Annotated in this window: 24 protein-coding genes; 7 read left to right on the top strand and 17 right to left on the bottom strand. The window is 36.1% G+C overall.

Annotated elements, in window-relative coordinates; genetic code table 11:
* Window positions 1-20: 20 nt before the first annotated feature.
* The 4 genes from ACP3T3_RS02590 to ACP3T3_RS02575 all read right to left on the bottom strand — a co-directional run bounded on the left by ACP3T3_RS02590 (window position 21) and on the right by ACP3T3_RS02575 (window position 2,554).
* Complete coding sequence (locus ACP3T3_RS02590) at window positions 21-521, bottom strand: endonuclease V (protein ID WP_426478372.1); 501 nt, start codon at window positions 519-521, stop codon at window positions 21-23.
* On the bottom strand, window positions 518-895 hold the full coding sequence (locus tag ACP3T3_RS02585; RefSeq protein ID WP_426478371.1) for a glyoxalase: 378 nt from the start codon (window positions 893-895) through the stop codon (window positions 518-520). The genes ACP3T3_RS02590 and ACP3T3_RS02585 overlap by 4 nt, the downstream gene beginning before the upstream one ends.
* The gene (locus ACP3T3_RS02580; RefSeq protein ID WP_426478370.1) at window positions 892-1,341 is read right to left on the bottom strand and encodes a GNAT family N-acetyltransferase; all 450 of its coding nucleotides are present in this window, start codon (window positions 1,339-1,341) and stop codon (window positions 892-894) included. The genes ACP3T3_RS02585 and ACP3T3_RS02580 overlap by 4 nt, the downstream gene beginning before the upstream one ends.
* A 172-nt stretch (window positions 1,342-1,513) precedes the next feature.
* Entirely contained in the window at window positions 1,514-2,554 is a 1,041-nt protein-coding gene (locus ACP3T3_RS02575) for a M28 family metallopeptidase (RefSeq protein ID WP_426478369.1), read from the bottom strand.
* Window positions 2,555-2,714: 160 nt separating this feature from the next.
* Between ACP3T3_RS02575 and ACP3T3_RS02570 the strand changes: the two genes are divergently transcribed.
* Window positions 2,715-3,854: an aminotransferase class I/II-fold pyridoxal phosphate-dependent enzyme gene (locus ACP3T3_RS02570; protein ID WP_426478368.1), complete on the top strand. Its 1,140-nt coding sequence runs from the start codon at window positions 2,715-2,717 to the stop codon at window positions 3,852-3,854.
* Window positions 3,855-3,989: 135 nt separating this feature from the next.
* On the opposite strand, the gene ACP3T3_RS02565 is transcribed toward ACP3T3_RS02570, so the two are convergent.
* From ACP3T3_RS02565 to pdhA, 11 genes are all read right to left on the bottom strand, one after another.
* A complete protein-coding gene (locus tag ACP3T3_RS02565; protein WP_426478367.1) occupies window positions 3,990-6,722 on the bottom strand; it encodes a sodium-translocating pyrophosphatase in 2,733 nt (910 codons plus the stop codon).
* A gap of 334 nt (window positions 6,723-7,056) precedes the next feature.
* The gene (locus tag ACP3T3_RS02560) at window positions 7,057-7,668 is read right to left on the bottom strand and encodes an inorganic pyrophosphatase (protein WP_089691215.1); all 612 of its coding nucleotides are present in this window, start codon (window positions 7,666-7,668) and stop codon (window positions 7,057-7,059) included.
* A gap of 17 nt (window positions 7,669-7,685) precedes the next feature.
* Window positions 7,686-8,198, bottom strand: coding sequence for a hypothetical protein (locus tag ACP3T3_RS02555; protein WP_426478366.1), 513 nt, complete (start codon window positions 8,196-8,198; stop codon window positions 7,686-7,688).
* A 24-nt stretch (window positions 8,199-8,222) separates the two neighbouring features.
* Entirely contained in the window at window positions 8,223-9,398 is a 1,176-nt protein-coding gene (locus tag ACP3T3_RS02550) for a hypothetical protein (protein WP_426478365.1), read from the bottom strand.
* Window positions 9,399-9,479: 81 nt separating this feature from the next.
* On the bottom strand, window positions 9,480-10,412 hold the full coding sequence (locus ACP3T3_RS02545; protein ID WP_426478364.1) for a phytanoyl-CoA dioxygenase family protein: 933 nt from the start codon (window positions 10,410-10,412) through the stop codon (window positions 9,480-9,482).
* A gap of 73 nt (window positions 10,413-10,485) precedes the next feature.
* Window positions 10,486-11,400 carry a hypothetical protein gene (locus ACP3T3_RS02540; RefSeq protein WP_426478363.1) on the bottom strand — a complete coding sequence of 305 codons (915 nt, stop codon included), beginning with the start codon at window positions 11,398-11,400 and terminating at the stop codon, window positions 10,486-10,488.
* Entirely contained in the window at window positions 11,397-12,074 is a 678-nt protein-coding gene (gene radC / locus ACP3T3_RS02535; RefSeq protein ID WP_426478362.1) for a RadC family protein, read from the bottom strand. Before radC ends, ACP3T3_RS02540 begins: the two co-directional genes overlap by 4 nt.
* A gap of 19 nt (window positions 12,075-12,093) precedes the next feature.
* On the bottom strand, window positions 12,094-12,606 hold the full coding sequence (locus tag ACP3T3_RS02530; RefSeq protein ID WP_426478361.1) for a murein L,D-transpeptidase catalytic domain-containing protein: 513 nt from the start codon (window positions 12,604-12,606) through the stop codon (window positions 12,094-12,096).
* A gap of 82 nt (window positions 12,607-12,688) precedes the next feature.
* The gene (locus ACP3T3_RS02525; RefSeq protein ID WP_426478360.1) at window positions 12,689-13,357 is read right to left on the bottom strand and encodes an ABC transporter ATP-binding protein; all 669 of its coding nucleotides are present in this window, start codon (window positions 13,355-13,357) and stop codon (window positions 12,689-12,691) included.
* A 292-nt stretch (window positions 13,358-13,649) separates the two neighbouring features.
* Complete coding sequence (locus tag ACP3T3_RS02520) at window positions 13,650-15,251, bottom strand: 2-oxo acid dehydrogenase subunit E2 (RefSeq protein WP_426478359.1); 1,602 nt, start codon at window positions 15,249-15,251, stop codon at window positions 13,650-13,652.
* 108 nt (window positions 15,252-15,359) lie between these two features.
* Window positions 15,360-16,361: a pyruvate dehydrogenase (acetyl-transferring) E1 component subunit alpha gene (gene pdhA / locus ACP3T3_RS02515; RefSeq protein ID WP_114821875.1), complete on the bottom strand. Its 1,002-nt coding sequence runs from the start codon at window positions 16,359-16,361 to the stop codon at window positions 15,360-15,362.
* 539 nt (window positions 16,362-16,900) lie between these two features.
* On the opposite strand from pdhA, the gene ACP3T3_RS02510 reads away from it, so the two are divergent.
* From ACP3T3_RS02510 to ACP3T3_RS02500, 3 genes are read left to right on the top strand one after another with little or no spacing between them, the layout of a single operon-like run.
* Window positions 16,901-17,503, top strand: coding sequence for a phosphatase PAP2 family protein (locus ACP3T3_RS02510; protein ID WP_426478358.1), 603 nt, complete (start codon window positions 16,901-16,903; stop codon window positions 17,501-17,503).
* 8 nt (window positions 17,504-17,511) lie between these two features.
* Entirely contained in the window at window positions 17,512-18,003 is a 492-nt protein-coding gene (locus ACP3T3_RS02505; RefSeq protein ID WP_426478357.1) for a BlaI/MecI/CopY family transcriptional regulator, read from the top strand.
* 24 nt (window positions 18,004-18,027) lie between these two features.
* Window positions 18,028-19,812: a DUF4153 domain-containing protein gene (locus ACP3T3_RS02500; protein ID WP_426478356.1), complete on the top strand. Its 1,785-nt coding sequence runs from the start codon at window positions 18,028-18,030 to the stop codon at window positions 19,810-19,812.
* Window positions 19,813-19,868: 56 nt separating this feature from the next.
* Here the strand turns inward: ACP3T3_RS02500 and ACP3T3_RS02495 are convergent, their stop codons facing one another.
* Both ACP3T3_RS02495 and ACP3T3_RS02490 read right to left on the bottom strand, forming a co-directional pair.
* A complete protein-coding gene (locus ACP3T3_RS02495) occupies window positions 19,869-20,612 on the bottom strand; it encodes a PQQ-binding-like beta-propeller repeat protein (RefSeq protein WP_426478355.1) in 744 nt (247 codons plus the stop codon).
* Window positions 20,613-20,750: 138 nt separating this feature from the next.
* Complete coding sequence (locus ACP3T3_RS02490; RefSeq protein WP_426478354.1) at window positions 20,751-21,113, bottom strand: RNA recognition motif domain-containing protein; 363 nt, start codon at window positions 21,111-21,113, stop codon at window positions 20,751-20,753.
* A gap of 334 nt (window positions 21,114-21,447) precedes the next feature.
* Between ACP3T3_RS02490 and ACP3T3_RS02485 the strand changes: the two genes are divergently transcribed.
* The 3 genes from ACP3T3_RS02485 to ACP3T3_RS02475 all read left to right on the top strand — a co-directional run bounded on the left by ACP3T3_RS02485 (window position 21,448) and on the right by ACP3T3_RS02475 (window position 22,906).
* Window positions 21,448-21,861, top strand: coding sequence for a DUF6157 family protein (locus ACP3T3_RS02485; protein WP_426478353.1), 414 nt, complete (start codon window positions 21,448-21,450; stop codon window positions 21,859-21,861).
* A 92-nt stretch (window positions 21,862-21,953) separates the two neighbouring features.
* Complete coding sequence (locus tag ACP3T3_RS02480) at window positions 21,954-22,349, top strand: acyl-CoA thioesterase (protein WP_426478352.1); 396 nt, start codon at window positions 21,954-21,956, stop codon at window positions 22,347-22,349.
* Window positions 22,346-22,906 carry a helix-turn-helix domain-containing protein gene (locus tag ACP3T3_RS02475; RefSeq protein ID WP_426478351.1) on the top strand — a complete coding sequence of 187 codons (561 nt, stop codon included), beginning with the start codon at window positions 22,346-22,348 and terminating at the stop codon, window positions 22,904-22,906. Before ACP3T3_RS02480 ends, ACP3T3_RS02475 begins: the two co-directional genes overlap by 4 nt.
* Window positions 22,907-23,008: the final 102 nt, after the last annotated feature.

Below are 23,008 nucleotides of genomic sequence, written 5' to 3'. Positions count from 1 at the left end.
AACTTACTTTTCCCGTAAGTTTATGTTCTGCTTAGCTGATCCAGTTTTTTCAGCAGTGTAGGTATCCTGTAATCGCCATGCATCTGTGCTACTTTTAATTGAACTTCATCCACATTCATTCCCCTGGCGGTTACAAAAAGCGGTGTTTTACTTTCTCCACGTACTACACTTCTTCGCTGGGAATCCGGAGTTGTAAATTCATTTTTTGCAATCCCAACTATAGGATATTTTTCTTCCAATTCTTTGTACAGGTATCCGCCCAGACCAATTTTCCCATCATTATCCAGGGTAACATATCCATCAACGATAATAATATCTCCTAGCTTTAATGTTATTTTCTCCAGCAGGCTTACAATGCAGGGTAATTCTCTTTTGTAAAAAGCTCCGCTTTCATATGCTGAACTTACAGAGGTTTGTTCTATAAAGGTTTCCACTTCTTTATCAGATGCCCAGTCCTCAAATGCAAGACACACGGTATTGGCATAATCCTCATAATAGTAGGTATCGAATGCGTAAATCATATTTCTTTTTCCTTAAAAAACTCACCAAAATGCCACAATATTCCAGACGGATCATGTACAAAACACTCTTTTCCCCAATCCATCATTCTTACAGGAGTAAGTCTTACATTTTCATATTTATCTGTAAGTTCTAAAGCCAGAAGTTCCTTCCAGAATTCATCGGTATCTGAAACCTCCATAAAAATCATGGTATTGTCTACCCAGTCTTTTGCATAGTAATCCTGAAGATAAAAGCCAATTTCTTCACGGATAAACAATGATAATTTGGGTTCCAGAACAACTTCTTCAAATCCCAGATCCCTGTAAAAATTTCTGCTGATTTCAAAATTCTGTGCCCCGATAAAAGGCCTTATGGATTTCAGTTTTGGTGTCATATTTTTTTATTTTTCCAGTTTTCAGAGGTCATTTCAAACTTGATTTCTCCTTTTCCATGGGTTCCGGCGTCCTTCCAGCCAGATTTTCTGTAAAAGATTTCAGCCCTTGTTCCAGGTGAGGTCCCCAGCCATACGGAATCTTTATTTTGTTCAAAATACCAGTTGAGCATGATGTCATGAAGTTTTCTGCCGATTCCATGGTTTTCAAAATCAGGATGTACAAAGAGTGCCCAGATATTATTTTCTTTCAGATCTGCAATGGAGAAACCAACAATCTGACCTTCCACCTCACATACCCAGCCCTTTCCTCTTTGGAACAGAAACTCTCTACAATCTTCATCAGTAACCAATCCGGGATCCGACAATGTGTTTTCTTTCACAGAGTTTCTTACAATCTGTATCTGTGGAATGTCTTTTAGTTTTGCCTCTCGGATTATGGTTTTCATGTTGATTGTTTGTTGGTAAACGCAAAGGCGCAAGATATTTTTAGGATGAAGTTTTTAAGGCGCAAGGATTTTATCTCCGATAAAATTTGATCATGTTCAAACTGCTGTAAATAAAAGATACTTTATGCCTTTGGGCCTACCAATGTATTTCAATGTAATCTAAAATTAATACTTATTTTCTGTCAACCACAATTCTTTCTTCTCTGTTGGCAATATCCCAGGCTGTTGTGAAAACAAGCTGGGTTCTTTTCTCCAGCAACTGATAATCAATTTTTTCAGGATCATCCCCTGGTTTATGGTAATCTTCATGAATACCGTCAAAGAAAAATGCCACAGGGATATTATGCTTAGCAAAATTATAGTGGTCTGAACGGTAATATAATTGTTCAGGATCATTCAGATCATCATATTTATAATTAAGTTCCAGGTTATTGGTTCTTTTGTTGGCAGCTTCGTTAATTACTTTAAGCTGAGAGCTTAGCATCTCTGAGCCAATCACATAGACATATTGTTTTCCTCTGTTGGCAGGGTCATCACGCCCGATCATATCAATATTAAGGTCAACAACGGTATTCGCTAACGGAAAAACAGGATTTTCGGAATAATACTCTGAACCAAACAGTCCGTGCTCTTCTCCTGTAACATGGAGAAACAGGATTGATCTCTTAGGTCCTTTGCCTGCTTTTTTAGCCTGCTGGAAAGCTTTGGCAATTTCCATTACAGCAACAGTTCCGCTTCCGTCATCGTCAGCTCCGTTGTATACTACTCCATTTTTTATTCCTACGTGATCATAGTGTGCTGATACAACTACAATCTCATCCGGTTTTTCACTGCCTTCAATAAAGGCTAGGATGTTTTCAGAATCGGGAAGGTTTCCTCCGCCTCTTTTCTTCATAAATTCAGACGGAACTTTCTGATAGTAAGAGTTTAATGCTTTAGGTCCTGAAATGCCCAGGTTTTTATAGTAATTAACCATATACTCACCCGCTTTTTTCTGTCCTTTGCTTCCGGTATCACGTCCTTCCATATCATCTGCTGCAATGACATACAGGTTTTTCTTTAAGTCTGCTGCATTGATCTCTTTGTAAGCATTGTTAAATGCTTTGTTATGTTTTGTAGAAACAGGATGGGAAGCATTCCCGTCAGACATTTTTGCCGTTCCGCAACTGGTCATTACAGCCATTGCAAACAGCGGAATAAGTACTTTTTTCATAAAGAATAAATTTCTTAAAAGTAACAATTTTTATTGAATCTCAATATGAGTGATCCATATGACGAAATAATATATAATGCATTACAAATTTAACAACACATAAGTTTTAAACATAATTCGGTATTAAAATTTTGTTATATTTGATTAAAATACAAAATAGGTGGATAAAATTTACGGATTTACTCATTATTCTTTTTTTACAGAAATGTCCGAACTGGCTGTCAGACATGGAAGCTTTGATCTTTCCCTCGGTCTTCCCGATTTTGATATTGATGAACGCCTTAAAACATTTTTAAAAGAAGCCGCTGAAAAAGATACCCATCATTATGAATCTCTTGCCGGAAATCCTCTGCTGATTGAAAGCATTATCCGTTTCAACGCAAAAAGAACCCATAGAATTCTTATTACAACTCAGGAAATTACCGTTGTTCCATGTGCGACTTTTGCTTTATATACTTCCCTCAAATCAATTCTCAATCAAAATGATGAAGTCATCATTATCCAGCCTTCTTACTATACATACGGGCCTGCTGTTGTGATGAATGGCGGAAAACCCGTCTATTATAATCTTGATGGTGATTTTGCTATCAACTGGGATGTTTTCAAAAACTGTATTACAGAAAAAACAAAAGCAATCATCGTCAATTCTCCCCAGAATCCAACCGGAAAAATATGGAAAAAGGAAGATTGGTTTCAATTGTATGAACTGATTAAAGACCGTGATATTTATTTAATTTCCGAAGAAATATACGACACTTACTGCTACGATGACGCTGAACATTACAGTTCTTTTATTCATCCAGGGCTTCGGGAAAAGACTTTTTGTATTTTTTCTTTTGGGAAGATGTTTCATACTTCCGGATGGAAAGTGAGTTATATGCTTGCTTCCGAAGCTTTAACGGCGAAATTCCAATGCCATCAGCAGTATATTTCTTACAGTGCCAATGCTCCGGCTCAATATGCTGTAGCAAAGTTTCTTGATGTATTTGATCCAGGGCTCAATAAAGAGATGATGCAGAAAAAAAGAGATATTTTTAATGAACTGATCAAAGAAACTCCTCTTTGTATCGAACAACAGGCGGAAGGAAGTGTTTTCCAGGTTGCCAATTTCCGCAATGTTTCTAAAACAATGACGGATGTGGAGTTTTCAAAATGGCTTACGATTGAGAAAAAGGTTTCCTGTCTTCCTCTTTCTGCTTTTTATAATTCAAGACAGAATTCCGATTATATCAGGTTTAGTTTTGCTAAAAAAGATGAACTGATTATTCAGGCTTTGGAGCATTTGAAAAGGAATCTTTGATTTTTTCACGTATTTATTTTTTTCCACAGATTTTCACAGATGATGGTGGATATTTTTCGCCTGTATTTATTTTTTATCACTTGAATAGATACGAAAAAGCACCGCCTCGGCGATGCTTTTATTATATTTACTTGATTAAAGAGCGAGTACTCTTACATCAATTCTTCTGTTTTTTGCTTTGCATTCGTCAGTATCATTAGCTTCACATACAGGATGTTGAGATCCATATCCTTCTGCTTCTATTCTGTCTGCTGAAATACCTAACTCAAGCAGCTTCAATTTTGCCGTCTGCGCTCTTAGATTGGATAACTTCAGATTACTATCCTCATTACCGCTGTTATCTGTATATCCGCCTAATTTAATTTTCAGATCCGGATAGGCATTTAAAATTTCTGCCAACGTATTCAGTTGAAGTACAGATTCTTCTTTCAGATCACTTGAACCGGTTTCAAAATAAAGATTTTCAATCGTGTACCACTTATTGGGGTCTAATGCAGATTTATCTTTTTGTTTAACCACGTTATAAAGCTGATAAAGCTGACTTCCGTCTCCAATAGCAATGGTTTTCCCTCCATCCAGTTTTATTTTTTGAATATTTCCTGTTTCATATACAAAGTCACCATTTTCATTAAGGTGTCCTTTAATTTCTCCCGGAACAACAGTAATGATTTTCGTATCTCCATTTACACCTGTTACAGCACCGGAAATCCCTGTAAGACTCTCAATTTTCGCTCTTCTGTTAGCCTCAATTTTATCTTTATGGATTACTGCTAAAGTAGGCGCAATAACCAATGAAACGATTGACATTAATTTGATCAGAATATTCATCGATGGCCCTGAAGTATCTTTAAACGGATCTCCCACCGTATCTCCTGTTACAGATGCTTTATGAGGCTCTGAACCTTTGTAATAAGTCTGACCATTAATATCAACGCCTTTTTCAAATGATTTTTTGGCATTATCCCAGGCACCTCCTGCGTTATTCTGGAACATTCCCATCAAAACACCGCATACTGTAGCTCCGGCCAGGAATCCTCCCAGTACTTCAGGTCCGAAAATAAATCCAATTAAAAGCGGAGAAATAATTGCTATAGCACCCGGCAACATCATTTTTCTGATGGATGCATCAGTAGAAATAGCCACACATTTTTCATATTCAGGCTGCGCTTTCCCTTCCAGAATTCCCGGAATTTCACGGAACTGTCTTCTTACTTCTTCTACCATCGCCATAGCTGCTTGTCCCACAGCTGTAATTGCTAATGATGAAAAGATAAACGGAATCATTCCTCCTACAAATAGCCCGGCAAGAACATCTGCTCTGTAAATATCAATACCATCAATTCCTGCAATTCCTACAAAGGCTGCAAATAAAGCCAGTGCCGTCAACGCTGCAGAAGCTATTGCAAATCCTTTTCCGGTAGCAGCCGTTGTATTTCCTACAGCATCCAGAATATCTGTCCTTTCACGTACTTCTTTAGGAAGCTCACTCATTTCAGCAATACCTCCTGCATTATCCGCGATAGGTCCAAATGCGTCAATAGCAAGCTGCATCGCTGTGGTAGCCATCATTCCTGCGGCTGCAATAGCCACACCGTAAAGTCCGGCACACAGATAAGAGCCATAGATACCACCTGCAAGTACAAGAATCGGAAGTAATGTGGATTCCATACCCACGGAAAGCCCGCCGATAATATTGGTTGCGTGGCCGGTAGAAGATTGTCTCACAATGCTGGAAACCGGTCTTTTCCCCATTGCTGTATAATATTCTGTAATAATACTCATTAAAGTACCTACAACCAGGCCTACCATGATCGCTCCAAACACGCCCATTTTAGTAAACTCATGACCTCTGAGAACCATTTTTTCAGGAAGAATATAGGTTACCAGGAAGTAAGAAGCAATAGCAGTAATCACAATGCTTCCCCAGTTTCCAAGATTTAATGCATTCTGCACGCTGGAAGTGGATGAATCTTCATTATCATTAATTTTCACAAATAGGGTTCCTATCATTGAAAATATAATTCCTGTTCCTGCAATCAGCATAGGCAGAAGAATCGGGGCAAAACCTCCGAAAGCGTCATCCGAAATGGTTTCTCTTCCTAACACCATGGTTGCCAGAACCGTCGCAACGTAAGACCCGAAAAGGTCGGCTCCCATTCCTGCTACATCTCCTACGTTATCGCCTACATTATCGGCAATGGTTGCAGGGTTTCGGGGATCATCTTCGGGAATTCCGGCTTCTACTTTTCCTACAAGGTCAGCGCCCACATCGGCAGCTTTTGTGTAGATACCGCCTCCTACTCTTGCAAAAAGCGCTATGGATTCTGCTCCCAGAGAGAATCCGGTAAGAATTTCGATTGTCCTTTCCATCTCGTGGGAATCTACTGTGGCATCGGGAGCAAAAATCTGTTTAATAATCAGGAATAATGCTCCCAATCCTAAAACAGCAAGCCCGGCAACGCCCATTCCCATTACAGAACCTCCTGTAAAAGATACTTTAAGGGCTTTTGACAGTGAGGTTCTTGCGGCTTCTGCTGTCCTGACATTTGCTTTGGTCGCAATTTTCATCCCGATAAAACCTGCCGATGCGGAGAATATAGCTCCTACTACAAAGGCAATTCCGATGCTCCAGTGTGAGTTGGCATTAGTTGATCCCATCACTGCCAGTAAAATGGCAACTACAACAACAAAGTACGTTAAGATTTTGTATTCAGCTTTTAGAAAAGCCATTGCACCGTCTGCAATATGACCGCTGATTATTTTCATTTTTTCATTTCCGGCATTCTGTTTATTGACCCAGTTGCTCTGAAGAAATGTGTACAGTAAAGCTACGACACCAAAAATTGGCACTAACATAAATAGATCCATAGTTTAATATTTTTTTGGTAATAGAAAATTAAATATAATAAATAATTACCATCAAAGCATTAAAAAATTTAACAGTCCCAAGTTTATTATTAAAAAGAATAACAATACAGCGTTTACATTCTGATGCTTAAAACCTTGAGAAAACAAAGTAGTAAGGAACCGGGAGAATGATTGAACGGGGAAAAATAGATTTAAACCCATAAAAATGTAATAGAGAATTAAGATAAGATTGCTTCACATTCTGTTTGCTATGACAGCTTTATTGAAGTACTTTTAACTAAAAAGGATAAACAGAAATCTGTTTATCCTTTTATTGTATTGAATTAAGAGAATCTTATCCTCCGAATTTATCTGCATAGTCTGTTTGAGAAGCTTTGATCACTTTTCTTGCATGCTCAGCTCCGTAAACCTCCTGAATTCTGCATTTTGCAGGCTCATCCGGTAAGTTTTTATACGTAAGGAAGTAGTGCATTAATCTTCTTACTTCAGCTTCCGGTAATTCAGCAATGTCTCTGAAGTGTCCGAAAGCGTGGTCATTAATCATTACTGCAACAATTTTATCATCAGCTTCTCCACCATCGATCATTTTGAAACCGCCGATTGGAATAGCTTCCATCAATAAACCTCCCGCATGGATGTTGTGAGAACTTAAAACACAGATATCAAGAGGGTCATGATCTCCCATTGTAACATCAGTAGCTCCTGATTCTACAGCAAGTCTCATCACTTCTTTATCACAGTATGTTCTTGGAACAAAACCATATAAAGCAGGGATAATGTTAGAGAATTTCTGCGGCCTGTCCACCTTTAAATATCCTGTTTCTTTATCTACTTCATATTTAATAGTATCTGAAGGAACAATTTCCACAAATACGTTTACAACATTTGGCGCATCTTCTCCTGCAGAAATTCCGTGCCATGGATGTGCTTTAAAATTTGGAATCATTATTTATCTGTTATTTTTTAAGTTATTATTAAAATTTCTTTTCTTAAATCTTCTATGGTTTCAGCAATATAGTCGTTGCTTTCCATATAGTTCATGATGAAGATCGTTTTGAACTCATCCAGCTGAACTTCTCCTTTCAACCCGTCATACGTTTTATGAAGCAGTTCTATAATTGCATTTTTTGAGTCTACAATATTCTTCCATGAATTTTTTGTAATGTATAGCTGCTGGGATGAGTTATACTCAAATTCTTCATTGATTGATTTTTCTGTCAGGAAAATAAATTCATGAACAGCGAGTTCCCTGTCGAACCTCTGGATAAGGTTTGAAGGCTTCATCCTGTCCAGAAACAGGGTCATTCTTTCATAGGAATGGGCCTTATTCTCTGAATTCGACTTCACGCTAAGTAGTTTGATTTCCTGGTTTTTAAGAGTAATGTATGAATGTACAAATTGTCTGAGCAAAACCAGAAAAGGAATTGCAATAATCAATGCAAATGCATAGGGTAAATATCCTGAGAGACTCGTCATAATTTTAGACTGCAAAATTACTAATTATTTTCCGTCTTCTAAAGAGTTTTTAAATATATCCACTCTAGAACTTTGTATATAAATTAATGCCAGTATAATTACGAGATAAAAGCCCAGCATCATCCTGTTTGCCATAGACGGAAAAACCAAAAATCTGAGCATAACGGTTCCATAAACAACAGCAAAAAATAATGCCTGAGCTAGGTTCTTTTTATTGCGGAATGAAAAATGATTCGCCAGAATAACCACAATAAAAATCAATAGAACCGGAAAATAGGAAGCGTTGAACTCCAACATTATTTTACTTTTAATGAAGTAAATATAATCTGAAAAAGAAAACGGGTCAGGCTGTGATACGGGATAAATCTGAACTTTAGTAAATTGATTCATAAAGAGTGTAGACCACGAAACCTGATTAAAGACCTGTATTAAAAAGAAGGAAAGAAATAAATATCCATATGATATCAGCAATGGGCCTGTTTTCAGCTGGAGCCTGTTTCTATAAAGATAAATCAGGGCATACAGGAATGAATAAAAAATAAAATATTCCGGCCTTGTGAGTACACACAGCATGGCAAAGATTCCTGCAAAAAACAAATTTCTTTTCATTAAAAATACATAGAAGCTTAGAAGCAGCAGCATGCATGATAAAGAATCCGCAGAAACATGTCTGGCCGCCTCTGGAAGTGGTTTGAACAGCGAAATTAAAACTGTAAGTATAAATGCAAGAGAATAATTTTTAAGGGTTTTTATCAGAAAGCTGAAAATCAGAATAAGTATCAAAGCATACGAAATAACTGAAATTAAAGAGATGGAGACAGAAGCACTGAAACCAAGCTTAAATAATGACCAGCTGATAAAATTATAAAAAGGTTTCACCGCAAAAAGCTGCAATTCTTCTTCATAGGCTTTTGGATTTTCTGACAATACTTTGTAATAAGTACTTTCCCCTTCCGCTACTTCTTCCACCATAGTATCTACAGGACCTAATCCCGCAAAATCAGGGTTCTTTTCCCGCAGTTCATCATATACCTTCTTATGAATTTCTTCAATTTTCATTTCAGGGTATTCCGTTCTATAAACGAGCCCCATATAGGCTTCCATATCAGTGTTGTAATAATGATTGGCATACAGGTAGTATGACATGAAGCATACATAGATTGAAAATATAAAAACAAGAATATTCTTCTTTTTTTCCATACACTGATATTATAAGAATACAAATGTAAAAAAACTATCTTTTAAATTTGTATTGCTAAAAGGCTTAGAAGAGCAGATCTGCTACAGTTCAAACAAGGCCGGCCTTTGGGTTACTTCGTGATAGCACACGCTATTTTCATCAAAGAAATGGTATACAAGGCTTTTTCTCGTTCTGTTTTTATCTGTGTGGGGTTCTCCGCCGTGAAGAATATTGGCATGCCAGATTAATAAATCCCCTTTTTTTGCTTTAAAGACTTCTTTCTTCAGCCCTAATTCTTTTACTTTATCTTCAAGGAAAGTTTCATAAGCTCTGTAGCTTTTCTTACCAATTTTTAAAGCAGTCCCTTCATTATCATAATCAGAATTCAGGAAATAAGGAAGTTTATGGCTTTTAGGAATATAATGCAAAGCTCCGTTAGTTTCATCTACATCTTCCAGGGCAATCCATACTCCCAGTAATCCTCCTAGCGGATAAGTAGTCATATGAATACTGTCTGAATGGGTTTTCTGCTGGCTTCCGTTGATAAAGTTAATGCTTTGGAAAAGTTTTGATTTTCCGTCAAGCAAAACAGACAAAAAGTCTAACAGTTCTTTATCACTGCCTATATTTTTAATGATTTCTGAATGATGGATAGCGAACATGAGTTTTCCTCCGTAAATAAATTTCAGGGTGCCGTCTTGCATCAGTTTGTCAATTTCCCTATTGATTTGATCTGCCGTTTCGGGAGTGAGGAAATTTCTCAGAATCATATATCCATTATCATCATACTGGAGAGCACTTTCTTTATTTTCATCAGTAAGCTTCTTAAAAAATGGAGTCTCCTTAAGTTTTGCGTAATCCAAAGTTCTTCCATTCGCCGGAAGATGCGCAAAATCTTTACTCGAAATACTTGAAAAATAGCTCTTATTGATTCCGTATTTTTTATACAGTGGAATATTATGCTTTAGTTTACTCTTTTTAAACAGGTTATAAAGCATGTATGATAATTTGTACTGGCGAATCTGTTGTAGCATAACTGTTTTACTAAGAATTTTATAAAGTTACGGAATATTACTTAATTAGAACCAATCTAAACAATGCTTTTCATCATAAAAAAGGCTTACCTCTTACTATCAGATATCCTAATTTTTTAAAAAGGTTTTTCTTTGAATTCTCAATAATTCCGTAAGGTCTTAATTCCGGACGGAATCCTCTGAAAAATTCTTCAATATTGGGCAGCTCTCCTCCTTCAAAATCAAAAATATGGGTTTCGATATTTTCTTTAATAATATGATCAATCAATACGGATGCTCCTGACAATTTCACATACTCTTTATCATTAAAATTACCTAAGAGTGCCACCATATTACAGTCTGTATAGGTAGCAATCACATTTACAATCTTATGCTGGTAATAAAAAGCTGTAAATTGAAGATATCCCAGTTTATGAAAGCTTTCAAAGATCCTCATAAATTCGCTCAGATCATTGTCTTTACTCAGTCCTATCGTGTTGGCTTCAATAAAGGTTTTTGCTTTGTCATAAGAGATCATTTTGATTTCTGATTCTTTTAAAATAGCCTCGTCTAACCGAAGTTTTCGTTTTCTTTTGGGTGAATATCTGCTGTATACTTTCTCATAAGCATCAGGATATAATAAAAAATTTTTTTTGATCCTGATTTTTGTGCGGAGCTGATTGAGATCATTGAACGGATATGCCCTTATCATATAATTTTTCTCCAGATATTCTAAAAAAGCCTCATTAAGATCTACATTATCTTTCCAGGAAAAAACTCCAAGCTGCTGACAAAGTTTCGGATTGTGTACAATTTTTATCCCGTATTTCCTTACAAAAGGGACAGGCATTACTGCTTCATAATCTTTATAAACCAGAACTTCCCAGGGCATTGTTGAAGTAGTGTCTAAAAAATCTTTTGTAGCAGAATATTTTCTCTGTTCGGAATTTTCTAAACATTGAGCATATTTTACAAAATCAATTTCATGGTATTTTAATCTTCTAATCATAATAACCCTGAATCTGAGAAACTTAAATAAGAATCCTGAGTAACAATAATATGGTCTAAAAGCTGAATACTCAAGGTATTTCCTGCTTCTTTTATTTTTTGTGTAATATTCATATCCTCCCGGCTTGGCGTTAAGCTTCCCGAAGGGTGATTGTGGGCAATGATAATGCCTGTTGAGAAATGATCCAGTGCTGTTTTATAAAGAGTTCGTACATCTACAATAGACTGACTGATTCCTCCTTGTGTTAGCCTGGAAATATGAATCACTTTATTGCTGTTATTAAGAAAGATTGCCCAGAACTCTTCTGTTCTCAGATCAGCAAGCTGGTTTCTAAGAACCGCATAAGCATCATGACTGTTGCCTATGATTATCTTTTCAGGGATTTCCTGTACCGCTCTTCTTCTTCCGATTTCTAAAGCTGAAATGATTGAAATAGCTTTTATAGCACCAATTCCTTTAAATTTCATCAGGTCTTTAACAGAAAGAAGGCTTAGCTGATTCCAGCTGTTATTGACAGAATTTAAAATCTTCCGTGCCAGCTCTATAGCGTTTTCGTCTTTATTTCCACTTCCCATAATAATAGCTAGCAGCTCAGAATCAGAAAGTGAGCTTTTGCCTTTCTGCAAAAACTTCTCTCTGGGTCTGTCATCTGCTGCAAGAAATTTTATAGCCATGGAAAGAGATTATTATAAATTAATAGAATGCATATAAAATTATCGGCTTCTTTGACTGGTCAATGTATTTAGCGGTTTCTCTAAAAGCATTGATCGAAAGCATGGGACATCCTAAACTCAGACATGTCCGGTTATTGGATTCAACATCCGGAATACATCCGTAAGAATGAAGAACAATGGCTCTCTGTACAGCATTACTGTTGGTAGAATCCAGTCCTGTTAAACGGTAAGCTTTTCCAAATTTTCCTACATAGCTTTCTCCGATGACATATTTCCCAAGAGATGACTGGTAGGATCCTTCAATGTTGCTAAATTTCAAAGCGTCCGATTTTGGAATGACAGAACCTGAGCCATGAGAGACGACAGCCTCTTGTACAACGATATTCTTTTTCAGATTATAAATGAAGTAACGGTATTTCCCGGAAGGTATTTTAAAATTAATAAAAACAGCCAGTTCCTGGTTATATTCTTTTCCTTTGATATAATTTTTAACCTCCGAAATCCTTGTCTGAGGAATGTGCAGTAGGTTCAACTGCCGGGATTCAGCTTTTGAACATGAAAGTAAAATTAAAAAAAGAAAAATAAAAGGTTTCATCATCCTGTGTTCTCTACTGCTATTCTATGATCATTCCGTCTTTCATAACAAGCTTACGGTCTGTAATTTCTGCAAGATTCGGGTTGTGGGTTACAATCACAAATGTTTGATTGTATTTGTCTCTAAGATCAAAAAACAACCGGTGAAGATCGTCCGCGTTCTTGGAATCCAGGTTCCCTGTGGGCTCATCGGCAAAAATAATTTTGGGAGAGTTGATTAAAGCTCTTGCTACCGCTACTCTTTGCGCTTCTCCACCTGAAAGCTGATTGGGTTTATGCTGCAGTCTTTGTTCTATTTTTAAATCTTCAAATAGAGCATACGCCTTTTCAAGTGCTTCTTTTTCATTGGCTCCTGCTATTTTTGTAGGAAGCAATACATTTTCCAGCGCTGTAAACTCCGGAAGAAGCTGATGAAACTGAAATACAAAACCAATATTCTGATTTCTGAATTTCGACAGCTGTTTGTCATTCATATTAATAAATGACTCTCCTGCTATTTCGATTTCAGTATTATATTTTCCGGATTGGCTCGGGTGATCCAGCGTTCCTAAAATTTGAAGCAATGTAGATTTACCTGCTCCTGATTCTCCTACAATAGAAACTACCTCTCCTGTTTTGATGTGAATATCAACTCCTTTCAGTACTTCTAAATTCCCATAAGATTTATGGACATTTCTTGCTTTAATCATGATTCAAAAATAGTGAATTGCCTGCAAATAAAAAACCGCTTTTTGAAGCGGTTTATATTTTATTTTACTTTTAGGATGATTAGATTTTCTTAATCCATTTATATCAGTCTTTTTCATTAATTTTTTTAATTATTTCCATCTTATTTAAGCCATAAAACTTATATAAAAAGTATGATTTTCTTTTTAGAGTTTATTTAAAACCTATAAGGTTTATTAGAAATCTGCATTTTAATTTATCAAAAAACAAAAACCTCCCGGATTGAGAGGTTTTAAATATTTTCAATTCAGAAAATTACAGTAACAACGTTAACGGACTTTCCAAATAGGTTCTTAATGTCTGTAAGAATTGAGCACCTGTAGCGCCGTCTACCACTCTGTGGTCACATGCCAATGAAAGTTTCATGGTATTTCCGACTACGATCTGACCATCTTTCACGATTGGCTTCTCGATAATTGCTCCTACTGAAAGGATTGCAGAGTTTGGCTGGTTGATGATACTTGTAAATGTCTCAATCCCGAACATTCCTAAGTTAGAAATAGAGAATGTGGATCCTTCCATTTCGTTAGCTTTAAGACCTTTACTTTTAGCTCTTGAAGCCATATCTTTTACGGATGCAGAAATCTGAGTATAGGTCATCTGATCTGTATTTTTCAATACAGGCACTACCAATCCGTCCGGAATAGCTACCGCTACTCCAATATTGATATTTCCTCTGTGGATGATCTTATCACCTGCCCAGCTTGAATTTACCTGAGGGTGTTTTCTTAAAGCAATGGCAGTCGCTTTAATGATCATATCATTGAAAGAGATCTTGGTATCAGGTAAAGAATTGATTTCTTTTCTTGCTTCAATTGCTTTATCCATATTGATCTCAACCATCAGATAATAGTGAGGCGCAGAGAATTTGCTTTCAGAAAGACGTTTCGCAATGATATTTCTTACCTGAGAGTTTGCAGTTTCTGTATCTTCGCCCTGTACGAAGCTTACTGCAGCAGGAGCAGCGCTTGCTGCCGGAGCCGAAGAAGCCGGTGTCGCAGCTGGCTGATAGTTTTCAATATCTTTTTTAATGATTCTTCCGTTTTCACCAGATCCCTGAACACTGTTGATATCCACTCCCTTATCCTGAGCCATTTTCTTAGCCAGTGGAGAAATTGCAACTCTGTCAGAAGATGAAGAATTAGCAGCCGGAGCAACTTTTTCTTCTGTTTTAGCTTCTGGTTTTTGTTCAGCTGGTTTTTCAGCAGACTGAGCAGCCACTTTTGGAGCGCCTACAGCAGAAACATCAGTTCCTGCAGGGCCAATAATTGCCAATACGGAGTCTACGGGAGCAGCACCTCCTTCTTCTACACCCTGCTTTAATAGTACTCCATTGAATTCAGATTCGAAATCCTGTACTGCTTTATCTGTTTCGATCTCAGCAAGAAGGTCACCTTCTTTTACTGTATCACCTACATTTTTATGCCATTTAGCTACCTTACCTTCTGTCATTGTATCAGAAAGTCTTGGCATTGTAATAATTTCTACTCCTGCCGGAACCTCTGCCGCAGCAGATTCTGTTACAGGCGCCTCAGCTTTAGGCTGTTCTTCTGATTTTTTTTCTTCAGAACCTGCACCCGGAGCAGCTGCTCCGCCTGTTAATCCTGAAATATCTTCCCCTTCATTTCCGATAATTGCTAAAACAGAGTCTACAGCAGCAGCACCGCCTTCTTCTACACCTATGTATAAAAGGGTGCCTTCTACTTCAGATTCGAAATCCTGAACTGCTTTATCAGTTTCAATTTCAGCTAAAATATCTCCTTCTTTTACTTTATTACCTACTTTTTTATGCCATTTTGCCACCTTACCTTCCGTCATAGTGTCGGACAGGCGGGGCATCGTAATTACTTCTGCCATAATTTATTTTAATTTGAAAATTTAGCAATCTGAAAATTTGAAAATTAAAAAAGGACATATTCTATCACATTTTCAAATTCTCAAATTGTCAAATTAACTCATTATCTTTTAGTTTTCTAATTTGTCTAGGAATGGATAATCTTCCTGAGCATATACATACTCATAGATTTTTTCAGCATCCGGGTATGGAGAATTTTCCATAAATTCAATACACTCTTCAACAAAGTCTCTTGACTTATTATCCATAGCTTCCAATTCCGCTTCTGTAGCCCATCCGTTTTCTAAAATTCTGTGTTTTATAAGTTCGATCGGGTCATCATTTTTATGAAGAGCTACTTCCTCTTTAGATCTGTATGGCTCGGCATCAGACATAGAGTGTCCTCTGTAACGGTAGGTTCTTGCTTCAATGAAAGTAGGTCCGTCACCTCTTCTTGCTCTTTCAATAGCTTCGTAAGCAGCTTCTGCTACTTTCTCAGGATCCATTGCATCTACGGCAAGACAAGGCATTTCGTATCCTAATCCTAATTTATAGATATCTTCGTGGTTGGCAGTTCTTTTCACAGAAGTTCCCATTGCATATTGGTTGTTTTCTACAACAAATACGACAGGAAGTTTCCAGTTCATTGCCATGTTGAAGGTTTCGTGTAAAGAACCCTGTCTTGCAGCACCATCACCAAAGAAACAGATGTTCACTGCTTTTCTGTCGAAATATTTATCTGCAAAAGCAATACCTGCACCTAATGGAATTTGTCCTCCAACAATACCATGTCCTCCGTAAAAACGGTGTTCTTTACTGAAAATGTGCATAGATCCACCCATACCTCCGGATGTTCCTGTAGCTTTACCACAAAGTTCTGCCATGATTCTTTTAGGATCCACTCCCATCGCCATTGGATGGATGTGGCATCTGTAAGCAGTAATCATACTATCCTTTGTCAGATCCATTGCATGTGTAAATCCGGCAGGGATAGCTTCCTGGCCGTTATACAAATGTAAAAATCCTCTGATCTTTTGTTTTAGGTAAAGAGAACGGCATTTGTCTTCAAACCTTCTCCACATTGTCATATCTTCATACCACTTCAGGTATACCTCTTTAGAAAATTCTTTCATGTGTTAGCTCTTGCTTTTTTATGATGAAATAGTTGAGCAAAATTATGAAAAAAACTTTGTTTTTATTCTATACATAGATAACTTTTCAATTTTTCTGTAAAATCTATTTGCGGGCTGAATGGATTATTCTTAATTTTCGAGCCCTGCATACTTTCATACAACAGTATTCTCTCTGCTGCTTTCCAACTATGATATATATAAAACACTCCTGTTTATCATGGTTTTATAAAATAGTAAATCAGAATGAAACATCTGCATTTCTTCATACTCACTCGTCTGTATCTTTCATTTTTAATTATTGTTAACATACCTTTTTGGTTATTCGAATGGTTTCTTTTTTCATTGGGCAAGTCTTATGATTAACATTCTATACTTTATGACATTAATTAAATTTAACAATATGGTTTAAAGTTGAAACATTTCCAATTCCTCAAAAATACTGATAGCTAAACATTTACAAAACCATTCTATTCAAGGCACCTCATGGTTTTCATTTATTTTTGAAGTTATATTGGTATATTTGATCTTTAAATTTTATTATGGAAGAAAAACAGTCTTCATTACTACACAAAATTTCAAAAGTCATCTCTGATTTTTTTAATCCGCTGGTCTCTCTGATTATTTTTTTTGTATATATGAGCATCAGCAAATATTCCTTTAAAGATTCTGTTCTGTATTTTCTTCCTGTATCATTAATGATTATCATTCCCGTTATTATATGGCTGGTATGGAATGTGAAAACAGGCAGATACACCAACATGGATGTATCCAACCGGGTTCAAAGGAAAACACTCTATATATTTATTGCCACCTGTGTGATTGCCTATCTTATTTTTAATTACATTAAAAACGGATATATTGATCTTATTATGCTGTTTATTTTAATTCTTCTCTTTGCCCTTCAGATCAGCAATCTTTTCATCAAAAGTTCGATGCATACAGCATTTAATATATTTGTGGCCGCACTGTTTTTCTCTCTTGACTGGAAAATGGGTCTGGTGTGGCTGGGAATTGCTGTTTTGGTGGGAATTACCCGTGTGATTCTAAAAAGGCATACCGTAAAAGAAGTATTTATGGGCGCTGGAATAGCTTTTATGGTATCTTTTATTTATCTTTATTGCAATATTCAATTTCAACATTAGAATACTCTATGAAAATAAATCATCTTACTGCCGCAGAGGAAAACTTTATGAAGCTGTTTTGGAAAATGGAATCTTTCTATCTGAAGGACGTTATGGAGCAGCATCCGGAACCGAAACCACACCAGAATACGGTTTCCACTTATTTGAAAATATTAGTTGAAAAAGGCTATCTGTCAACAGTAAAAGAAGGAAGAATCTTCAAATACACTGTGCTGGTCCCGTTGGAAGAGTATAAAAAATTTCTATTGAAAGAACTTTCGCATAACTTTTTCAAAAATTCAGGGAAGGAAATTCTGGAGCTTTTATTAAGCGAAAAATTAATCTCCAAGGAAGATATGAAAGGTTATTTTGATCTTAAAATCGAAATAAAACCGACCAAAACTGAAGAACCGAAGTTTGAAGTCGCTGAAGAAATCTTAAGTCCGAAAAAAGAGAAGAAAACGAAAGCAAAGGAAAAAGAAAAAGACAAGGACAAAAAGAAAAAAAAGAAAAAAGACTAAATCTGAACCTCAAAACACCAAATCATGAAAACAAAATTCCAGGAAACTGTAAACCGGGCTAATGAAGTCATTTTCCGATATCCTATGATTTTGGTAATGGCTTTATTAGCTTCTATTGGTGCCATATGCATTGTTGAAGCGGAGCTCAATGAAATTACCGCCTACATCAGATTTACTATTTGTGCCTGCCTTGGAATTTCCCTGATGTTTGCATTAAAAATGCTGTCGCAGAGAATCGGCAAAGAACTAATACTGCATATATCCGGTATTATTTTTCTTACAGTGTTTTATTATATTCTGCCGGATAAAAAGAACAATTTTACAGAAGTCTACGGTTATATCATTGCTGTTACGGCTCTTCTCTCCCACTTACTGGTTTCTTTTATTCCGTTCCTGGAGAAAGACAGGGAACTTAGATTCTGGCAGTATAATAAAAATCTTTTTGTCAATTTCTTTCTTACAGTTATCTTTACAGGGGTTTTGACCGGTGGTGTTGAGCTGGCGATCTTGGCCGTTGATAAGCTTTTTGATTTTAATTTTCATCACAGGATTTATACAGACACATTCTTTGTTCTGGCTATTTTGGGAAGTAGTTTTATTTTTCTTTTATTCAATGATAAAGGTCTGAATAATCTTGAAAAAGACGGCACCTACCCCGTTGTTTTAAAATTTTTCACTCAGTTTATTCTGATTCCGCTGCTGCTTATCTATGTGGCTATTCTTTATTTCTATTCTGCTAAAATATTAATCAACTGGCAGCTTCCCAGAGGTTGGGTTTCTTACCTTGTTTTAGCGTACAGTACTGTTGGTATTCTTGCATTGCTGCTGGTACATCCGCTGAAAGAAGAAAATGCAAAATCCTGGGTCAGGATATTTTCAAAGGCATTCTATTATACGATTGTTCCTTTAATCATTTTGCTTTTTACGGCTATTTTTACGAGAATTTTAGAATACGGCTATACAGAGCCGAGATACTTTGTTCTGCTGCTTGCACTATGGCTGCTAAGCATTGTTGTTTACTTTATTTTCAGCAGAAAAGCAACGATAAAATTTATTCCGGTAAGTTTATTTCTGTTTGGGGTTTTTGCATTGATTTCCCCTTATCTTAATGCCTTCAGTGTTGCTAAAAGAAGCCAGAAAACAGAGCTGATCAATATTTTAAATCAAAATCAGCTGATCAGTGCCGGTAAGATTAATTTTCAGAAAAAAGTTACCGATACAGTCCATAATGAGATTGCTGATAAATTTCAATTTCTGGCTGAAAGAAAGCAGGATAAATTTTTATCTGCCCTTCTGAACGAAAAAGATCAGGCTGAATTATCAGATCACATTACTGCCGGGACATTCTATAGTATAAAATATGATATCCAGAACAAATTTTCAGATGTAAATATCACCATTAAAAATAAAGAATATGAAGTGAACAGGCTGGTTCTTATTCCTGAAAACCAGATGATAGAAACCGGAAATTATCAATATCTATTGCCGTTCCATCGTTATAGCAGAGGTCCTCAAAAACTGAATAATGACCAGTTTGAGCTCACGGATAAGCTGACAGAAAATTCATCATTAAAACTAAGCTTAAATTCCCGGGAAGAAATAGATTTCGGACCTCAGATCATTAAGCTGTTTGATGAAACCAAAAATAAAACCGGGAATGTAAAAGTTCCTGAAATCGCAATGGAATCTGATTTAGGCAAATACCATGTCAGACTTGTTTTCAGCGAAATTACAAGAGAGAAATATTCAGATAATGATGTTGTCAGTATTTATTATGAAAATGCTTATTTATTTATAAGATTAAAATAATAATACAAAAAAGACTGCATTTTAGGGCAGTCTTTTTTGTTATTTTAAGCATCTGGTTATCTCTGGGTTCCTGAACTCCAGATTGGAGAATAATCTCCGTAAATGACAAGGTTGCCGTCATTTTGTACAGTTAACTTTGTCCCTCCTCTGCGAGATGTATTAGAGCTCCATACAGACTTATTATAAGAATCATATACTACAAGATTTCCGTCATTCTGGAATTCTGCTCTGCTTCCTTTATTATCTGTTCCGGTTCCCCAAATCGGATCACCATTATTGTTTGACAATACTAAATTTCCATCATTCTGAAAAATCAGGTAATAATTACGGTCAGGAGAAAAAAGCTTTTCACCTCTGCGGAATTTATGCCCCGTATTTACTGAACCTCCTCCACGGCCATACCCGTTGTCATTTTTGTTTCCATCCTTAGAAGCCCAGACAGGATTAGACCTGCTATAAATAACAAGATTTCCATCATCCTGAACTGTCAATTTATCAGCCCTTCTTCCGTTGGTATTAGAACTAAAAGCAACCCCATTTCCTGGTGTATATACTACCAGATTTCCATCTTCCTGAAAAATAGCTTTCACTCCTCTGTTGGTAGTTCTTGCATCCCAGATGGAAGCACCGGCTCTATTATATAAAACCAAATTGCCGTCATTCTGAAAAATTAGATAATACCGGTTGTTACCCGCCCAATACTTTCTGTTTTGCTCCAATGTCTGACCAGTATAAATGTTTTGTGCATTGATTAATAACCCGCCAAACATCATCATTAATGCCAATAAATGTTTTTTCATTATAATTATTTTTCGATTGATTGATAATTCCCTAAAATTATGCCAAAACATCATAACTATTTTCCTCAATTCTAATTAAATGATTTACTGAAAATTAAATTCCATAAAAAAAGCGGCTTAAAAGCCGCTTCATATTTTTTACCAACGATTTCCGCCGCCGTTACCTCCACGGTTGTTTCCACCACCGTATCCACCACCGTTACCACGGTTGTTTCCGTAACCACCACCTCTGTTGTTGTCAAAGCTTCTTCTTGGTTTTTCTTCTCTTGGTTTAGCTTCTGATACGTTTAGAGTTTTTCCGTTGAGTTCTTTTTGGTTAAGAGCTTCAATAGCTTGCTTTCCTTCTTCATCACCCATCTCTACGAAACCGAAACCTCTGGAACGACCAGTTTCTCTGTCTGTAACGATTTTAGCTGATGATACATCTCCAAATTCTGCGAATAGATCGTGCAACTCATACTCTTTAGTTGCGTAATTGATGTTTGAAACAAAAATGTTCATTTTAAATAAATTAAAAAATTAATAAAAATTTGGTATATAAAAGAAAAACAACATAAATTAATGAACAAATATTGATTCCAAATATAAACGTATGCAAGATACAATTAAAAATTTCAAATCAAAGCTTTTTTTAAACATTTCTCACATTATGTTGAATCCATATAATAAAACCCAAATAAAACACACTATAAAATACTGAAAATCAATAAATTAATTAAAAACATAATATTTAGTTAAAATATTTAAAATATCTTATATAATTTAAATAATACTATGCATTTATAAGCAAATCTACCCATTAAAGTTACTTAAAATTTTAAAATCACAACCAAATATGAAACAACATACAACCAATTATACCAATACTCTTATTGAAATTGCCGAAGACAGTCCTGTTTTCAAAGCGCAGAACCCTCCTGAAAAGAAAGAAAAAACACTCGCCAATCTACAATATGAGATGCTCATAAAGAAACCTTATCAATATTCTTCAGATGATATTATTTTCAACTGTTATGCCATTAAAAATGATATTCCTGAAAAGGAAAAACAGAATGAAAGAGAAAAATTCTTTTCCAAAGGCCAGCCCTGCCTCCGATGTTCTCCGCTAGCAAAAAAATACGGATTTGGATTTCATCATAATTCAGAAGGAAAAGTTGCATTGGTTCCCGTAGAAAGCAAAGAATATCAAACTTTACTGAATGACTCTTCCATTGCAAAAACCAAGGCAATGCGCTCCAAAAGAAAATGATGAGAAAATGAATGATTCTTTTCAGATCAATAAATACAATTCTTTTGAAAGATCAGCTTTTAACACTAAATTTGTGCTGCAAATAGTAAAAGATGAACTACCATACAAGAAAATGGGTAAAACCCGAAGATTTAAATCCCAACCACTCCCTTTTCGGAGGAAGACTGCTGCAATGGATTGATGAAGAAGCAGCACTTTATGCTATTATCCAGCTTGAAAACACAAAAGTGGTAACAAAATTTATCTCTGAAATTAATTTCGTAAGCTCTGCAAAACAGGGAGATATTATAGAAATAGGAATTGAAGCTACTCATTTCGGTTCTTCTTCTATTACTTTAAGATGTGATGTAAGAAACAAAATGACGCATCAAACTATTATAACTGTAGAAAAGATTGTAATGGTAAACCTTGATGCCGAAGGCAACCCTGCTCCTCACGGTAAAACTCAGATTGAATTCGTAAAAGACAGGTTAAACAGCGGCCTATGAAAATTTTCATAAAAAATATGGTCTGTAACAGATGCATTGCAGCGGTGGAAAATATTTTCCGTAATGCAGATGTAAAGGTAACTGGTATACTATTGGGGGAAGTAGAAACCGAAGCCGATGTTTCTCCTGAAAAAATGCTGGCCATAGAAAAAAAACTGCTGGATACAGGTTTTGAAAGAATCATGGATTCTGCGCATCAGACTGTAGAAAAAATCAAAAACCTGATTATTGTAAAAATCAGCGACCTTGATATTGCGGAAGATTTTCTGCTTTCTGAATTTTTAAGTTCAAAGCTTCATAAGGACTACAGCGCTCTTTCAAAAACATTTTCACAAAACGAAAATATCACATTAGAACAGTTTTTTATTCTTCAGAAAATCGAAAAAGTAAAAGAACTGCTGTTATATAACGAATTCAATCTTACTGAAATTGCAGGAAAACTCGGCTATAAAAGTGTTCAGCACCTTTCTTCCCAATTCAGAAATACAACCGGATTCACTCCTACTGAATTCAAAAAATTAAAAGAGCACAATCGCAAAGCGCTTGACAATCTATAAGTAAGAGAGTTTGAGCATTTGGGGCGAAGAAGTTTAATATTCCTATTTCTCTTACCAACTCTCAAACCCTCAAACTCTCAAACTCTCACACCCTCAAACTCT

It is taken from the genome of Chryseobacterium sp. CBSDS_008 (assembly GCF_049959325.1).
Lineage (GTDB): Bacteria > Bacteroidota > Bacteroidia > Flavobacteriales > Weeksellaceae > Chryseobacterium.
This window is presented reverse-complemented; position numbering and strand designations above follow the sequence as displayed.

Excerpts from the sequence above, each read along its gene's own strand:
- ACP3T3_RS02540 (WP_426478363.1), bottom strand. The coding sequence starts at position 11,400 with ATGATTAGAAGATTAAAATACCATGAAATTGATTTTGTAAAATATGCT.
- ACP3T3_RS02590 (WP_426478372.1), bottom strand. The coding sequence starts at position 521 with ATGATTTACGCATTCGATACCTACTATTATGAGGATTATGCCAATACC.
- ACP3T3_RS02565 (WP_426478367.1), bottom strand. The coding sequence starts at position 6,722 with ATGGATCTATTTATGTTAGTGCCAATTTTTGGTGTCGTAGCTTTACTG.
- ACP3T3_RS02525 (WP_426478360.1), bottom strand. The coding sequence starts at position 13,357 with ATGATTAAAGCAAGAAATGTCCATAAATCTTATGGGAATTTAGAAGTA.
- ACP3T3_RS02585 (WP_426478371.1), bottom strand. The coding sequence starts at position 895 with ATGACACCAAAACTGAAATCCATAAGGCCTTTTATCGGGGCACAGAAT.
- ACP3T3_RS02505 (WP_426478357.1), top strand. The coding sequence starts at position 17,512 with ATGAAAATAAATCATCTTACTGCCGCAGAGGAAAACTTTATGAAGCTG.
- ACP3T3_RS02575 (WP_426478369.1), bottom strand. The coding sequence starts at position 2,554 with ATGAAAAAAGTACTTATTCCGCTGTTTGCAATGGCTGTAATGACCAGT.
- ACP3T3_RS02495 (WP_426478355.1), bottom strand. The coding sequence starts at position 20,612 with ATGAAAAAACATTTATTGGCATTAATGATGATGTTTGGCGGGTTATTA.
- ACP3T3_RS02485 (WP_426478353.1), top strand. The coding sequence starts at position 21,448 with ATGAAACAACATACAACCAATTATACCAATACTCTTATTGAAATTGCC.
- ACP3T3_RS02555 (WP_426478366.1), bottom strand. The coding sequence starts at position 8,198 with ATGACGAGTCTCTCAGGATATTTACCCTATGCATTTGCATTGATTATT.
- ACP3T3_RS02510 (WP_426478358.1), top strand. The coding sequence starts at position 16,901 with ATGGAAGAAAAACAGTCTTCATTACTACACAAAATTTCAAAAGTCATC.
- pdhA (WP_114821875.1), bottom strand. The coding sequence starts at position 16,361 with ATGAAAGAATTTTCTAAAGAGGTATACCTGAAGTGGTATGAAGATATG.
- ACP3T3_RS02480 (WP_426478352.1), top strand. The coding sequence starts at position 21,954 with ATGAACTACCATACAAGAAAATGGGTAAAACCCGAAGATTTAAATCCC.
- ACP3T3_RS02500 (WP_426478356.1), top strand. The coding sequence starts at position 18,028 with ATGAAAACAAAATTCCAGGAAACTGTAAACCGGGCTAATGAAGTCATT.
- ACP3T3_RS02475 (WP_426478351.1), top strand. The coding sequence starts at position 22,346 with ATGAAAATTTTCATAAAAAATATGGTCTGTAACAGATGCATTGCAGCG.
- ACP3T3_RS02560 (WP_089691215.1), bottom strand. The coding sequence starts at position 7,668 with ATGATTCCAAATTTTAAAGCACATCCATGGCACGGAATTTCTGCAGGA.
- ACP3T3_RS02520 (WP_426478359.1), bottom strand. The coding sequence starts at position 15,251 with ATGGCAGAAGTAATTACGATGCCCCGCCTGTCCGACACTATGACGGAA.
- ACP3T3_RS02490 (WP_426478354.1), bottom strand. The coding sequence starts at position 21,113 with ATGAACATTTTTGTTTCAAACATCAATTACGCAACTAAAGAGTATGAG.
- ACP3T3_RS02580 (WP_426478370.1), bottom strand. The coding sequence starts at position 1,341 with ATGAAAACCATAATCCGAGAGGCAAAACTAAAAGACATTCCACAGATA.
- ACP3T3_RS02550 (WP_426478365.1), bottom strand. The coding sequence starts at position 9,398 with ATGGAAAAAAAGAAGAATATTCTTGTTTTTATATTTTCAATCTATGTA.
- ACP3T3_RS02545 (WP_426478364.1), bottom strand. The coding sequence starts at position 10,412 with ATGCTACAACAGATTCGCCAGTACAAATTATCATACATGCTTTATAAC.
- radC (WP_426478362.1), bottom strand. The coding sequence starts at position 12,074 with ATGGCTATAAAATTTCTTGCAGCAGATGACAGACCCAGAGAGAAGTTT.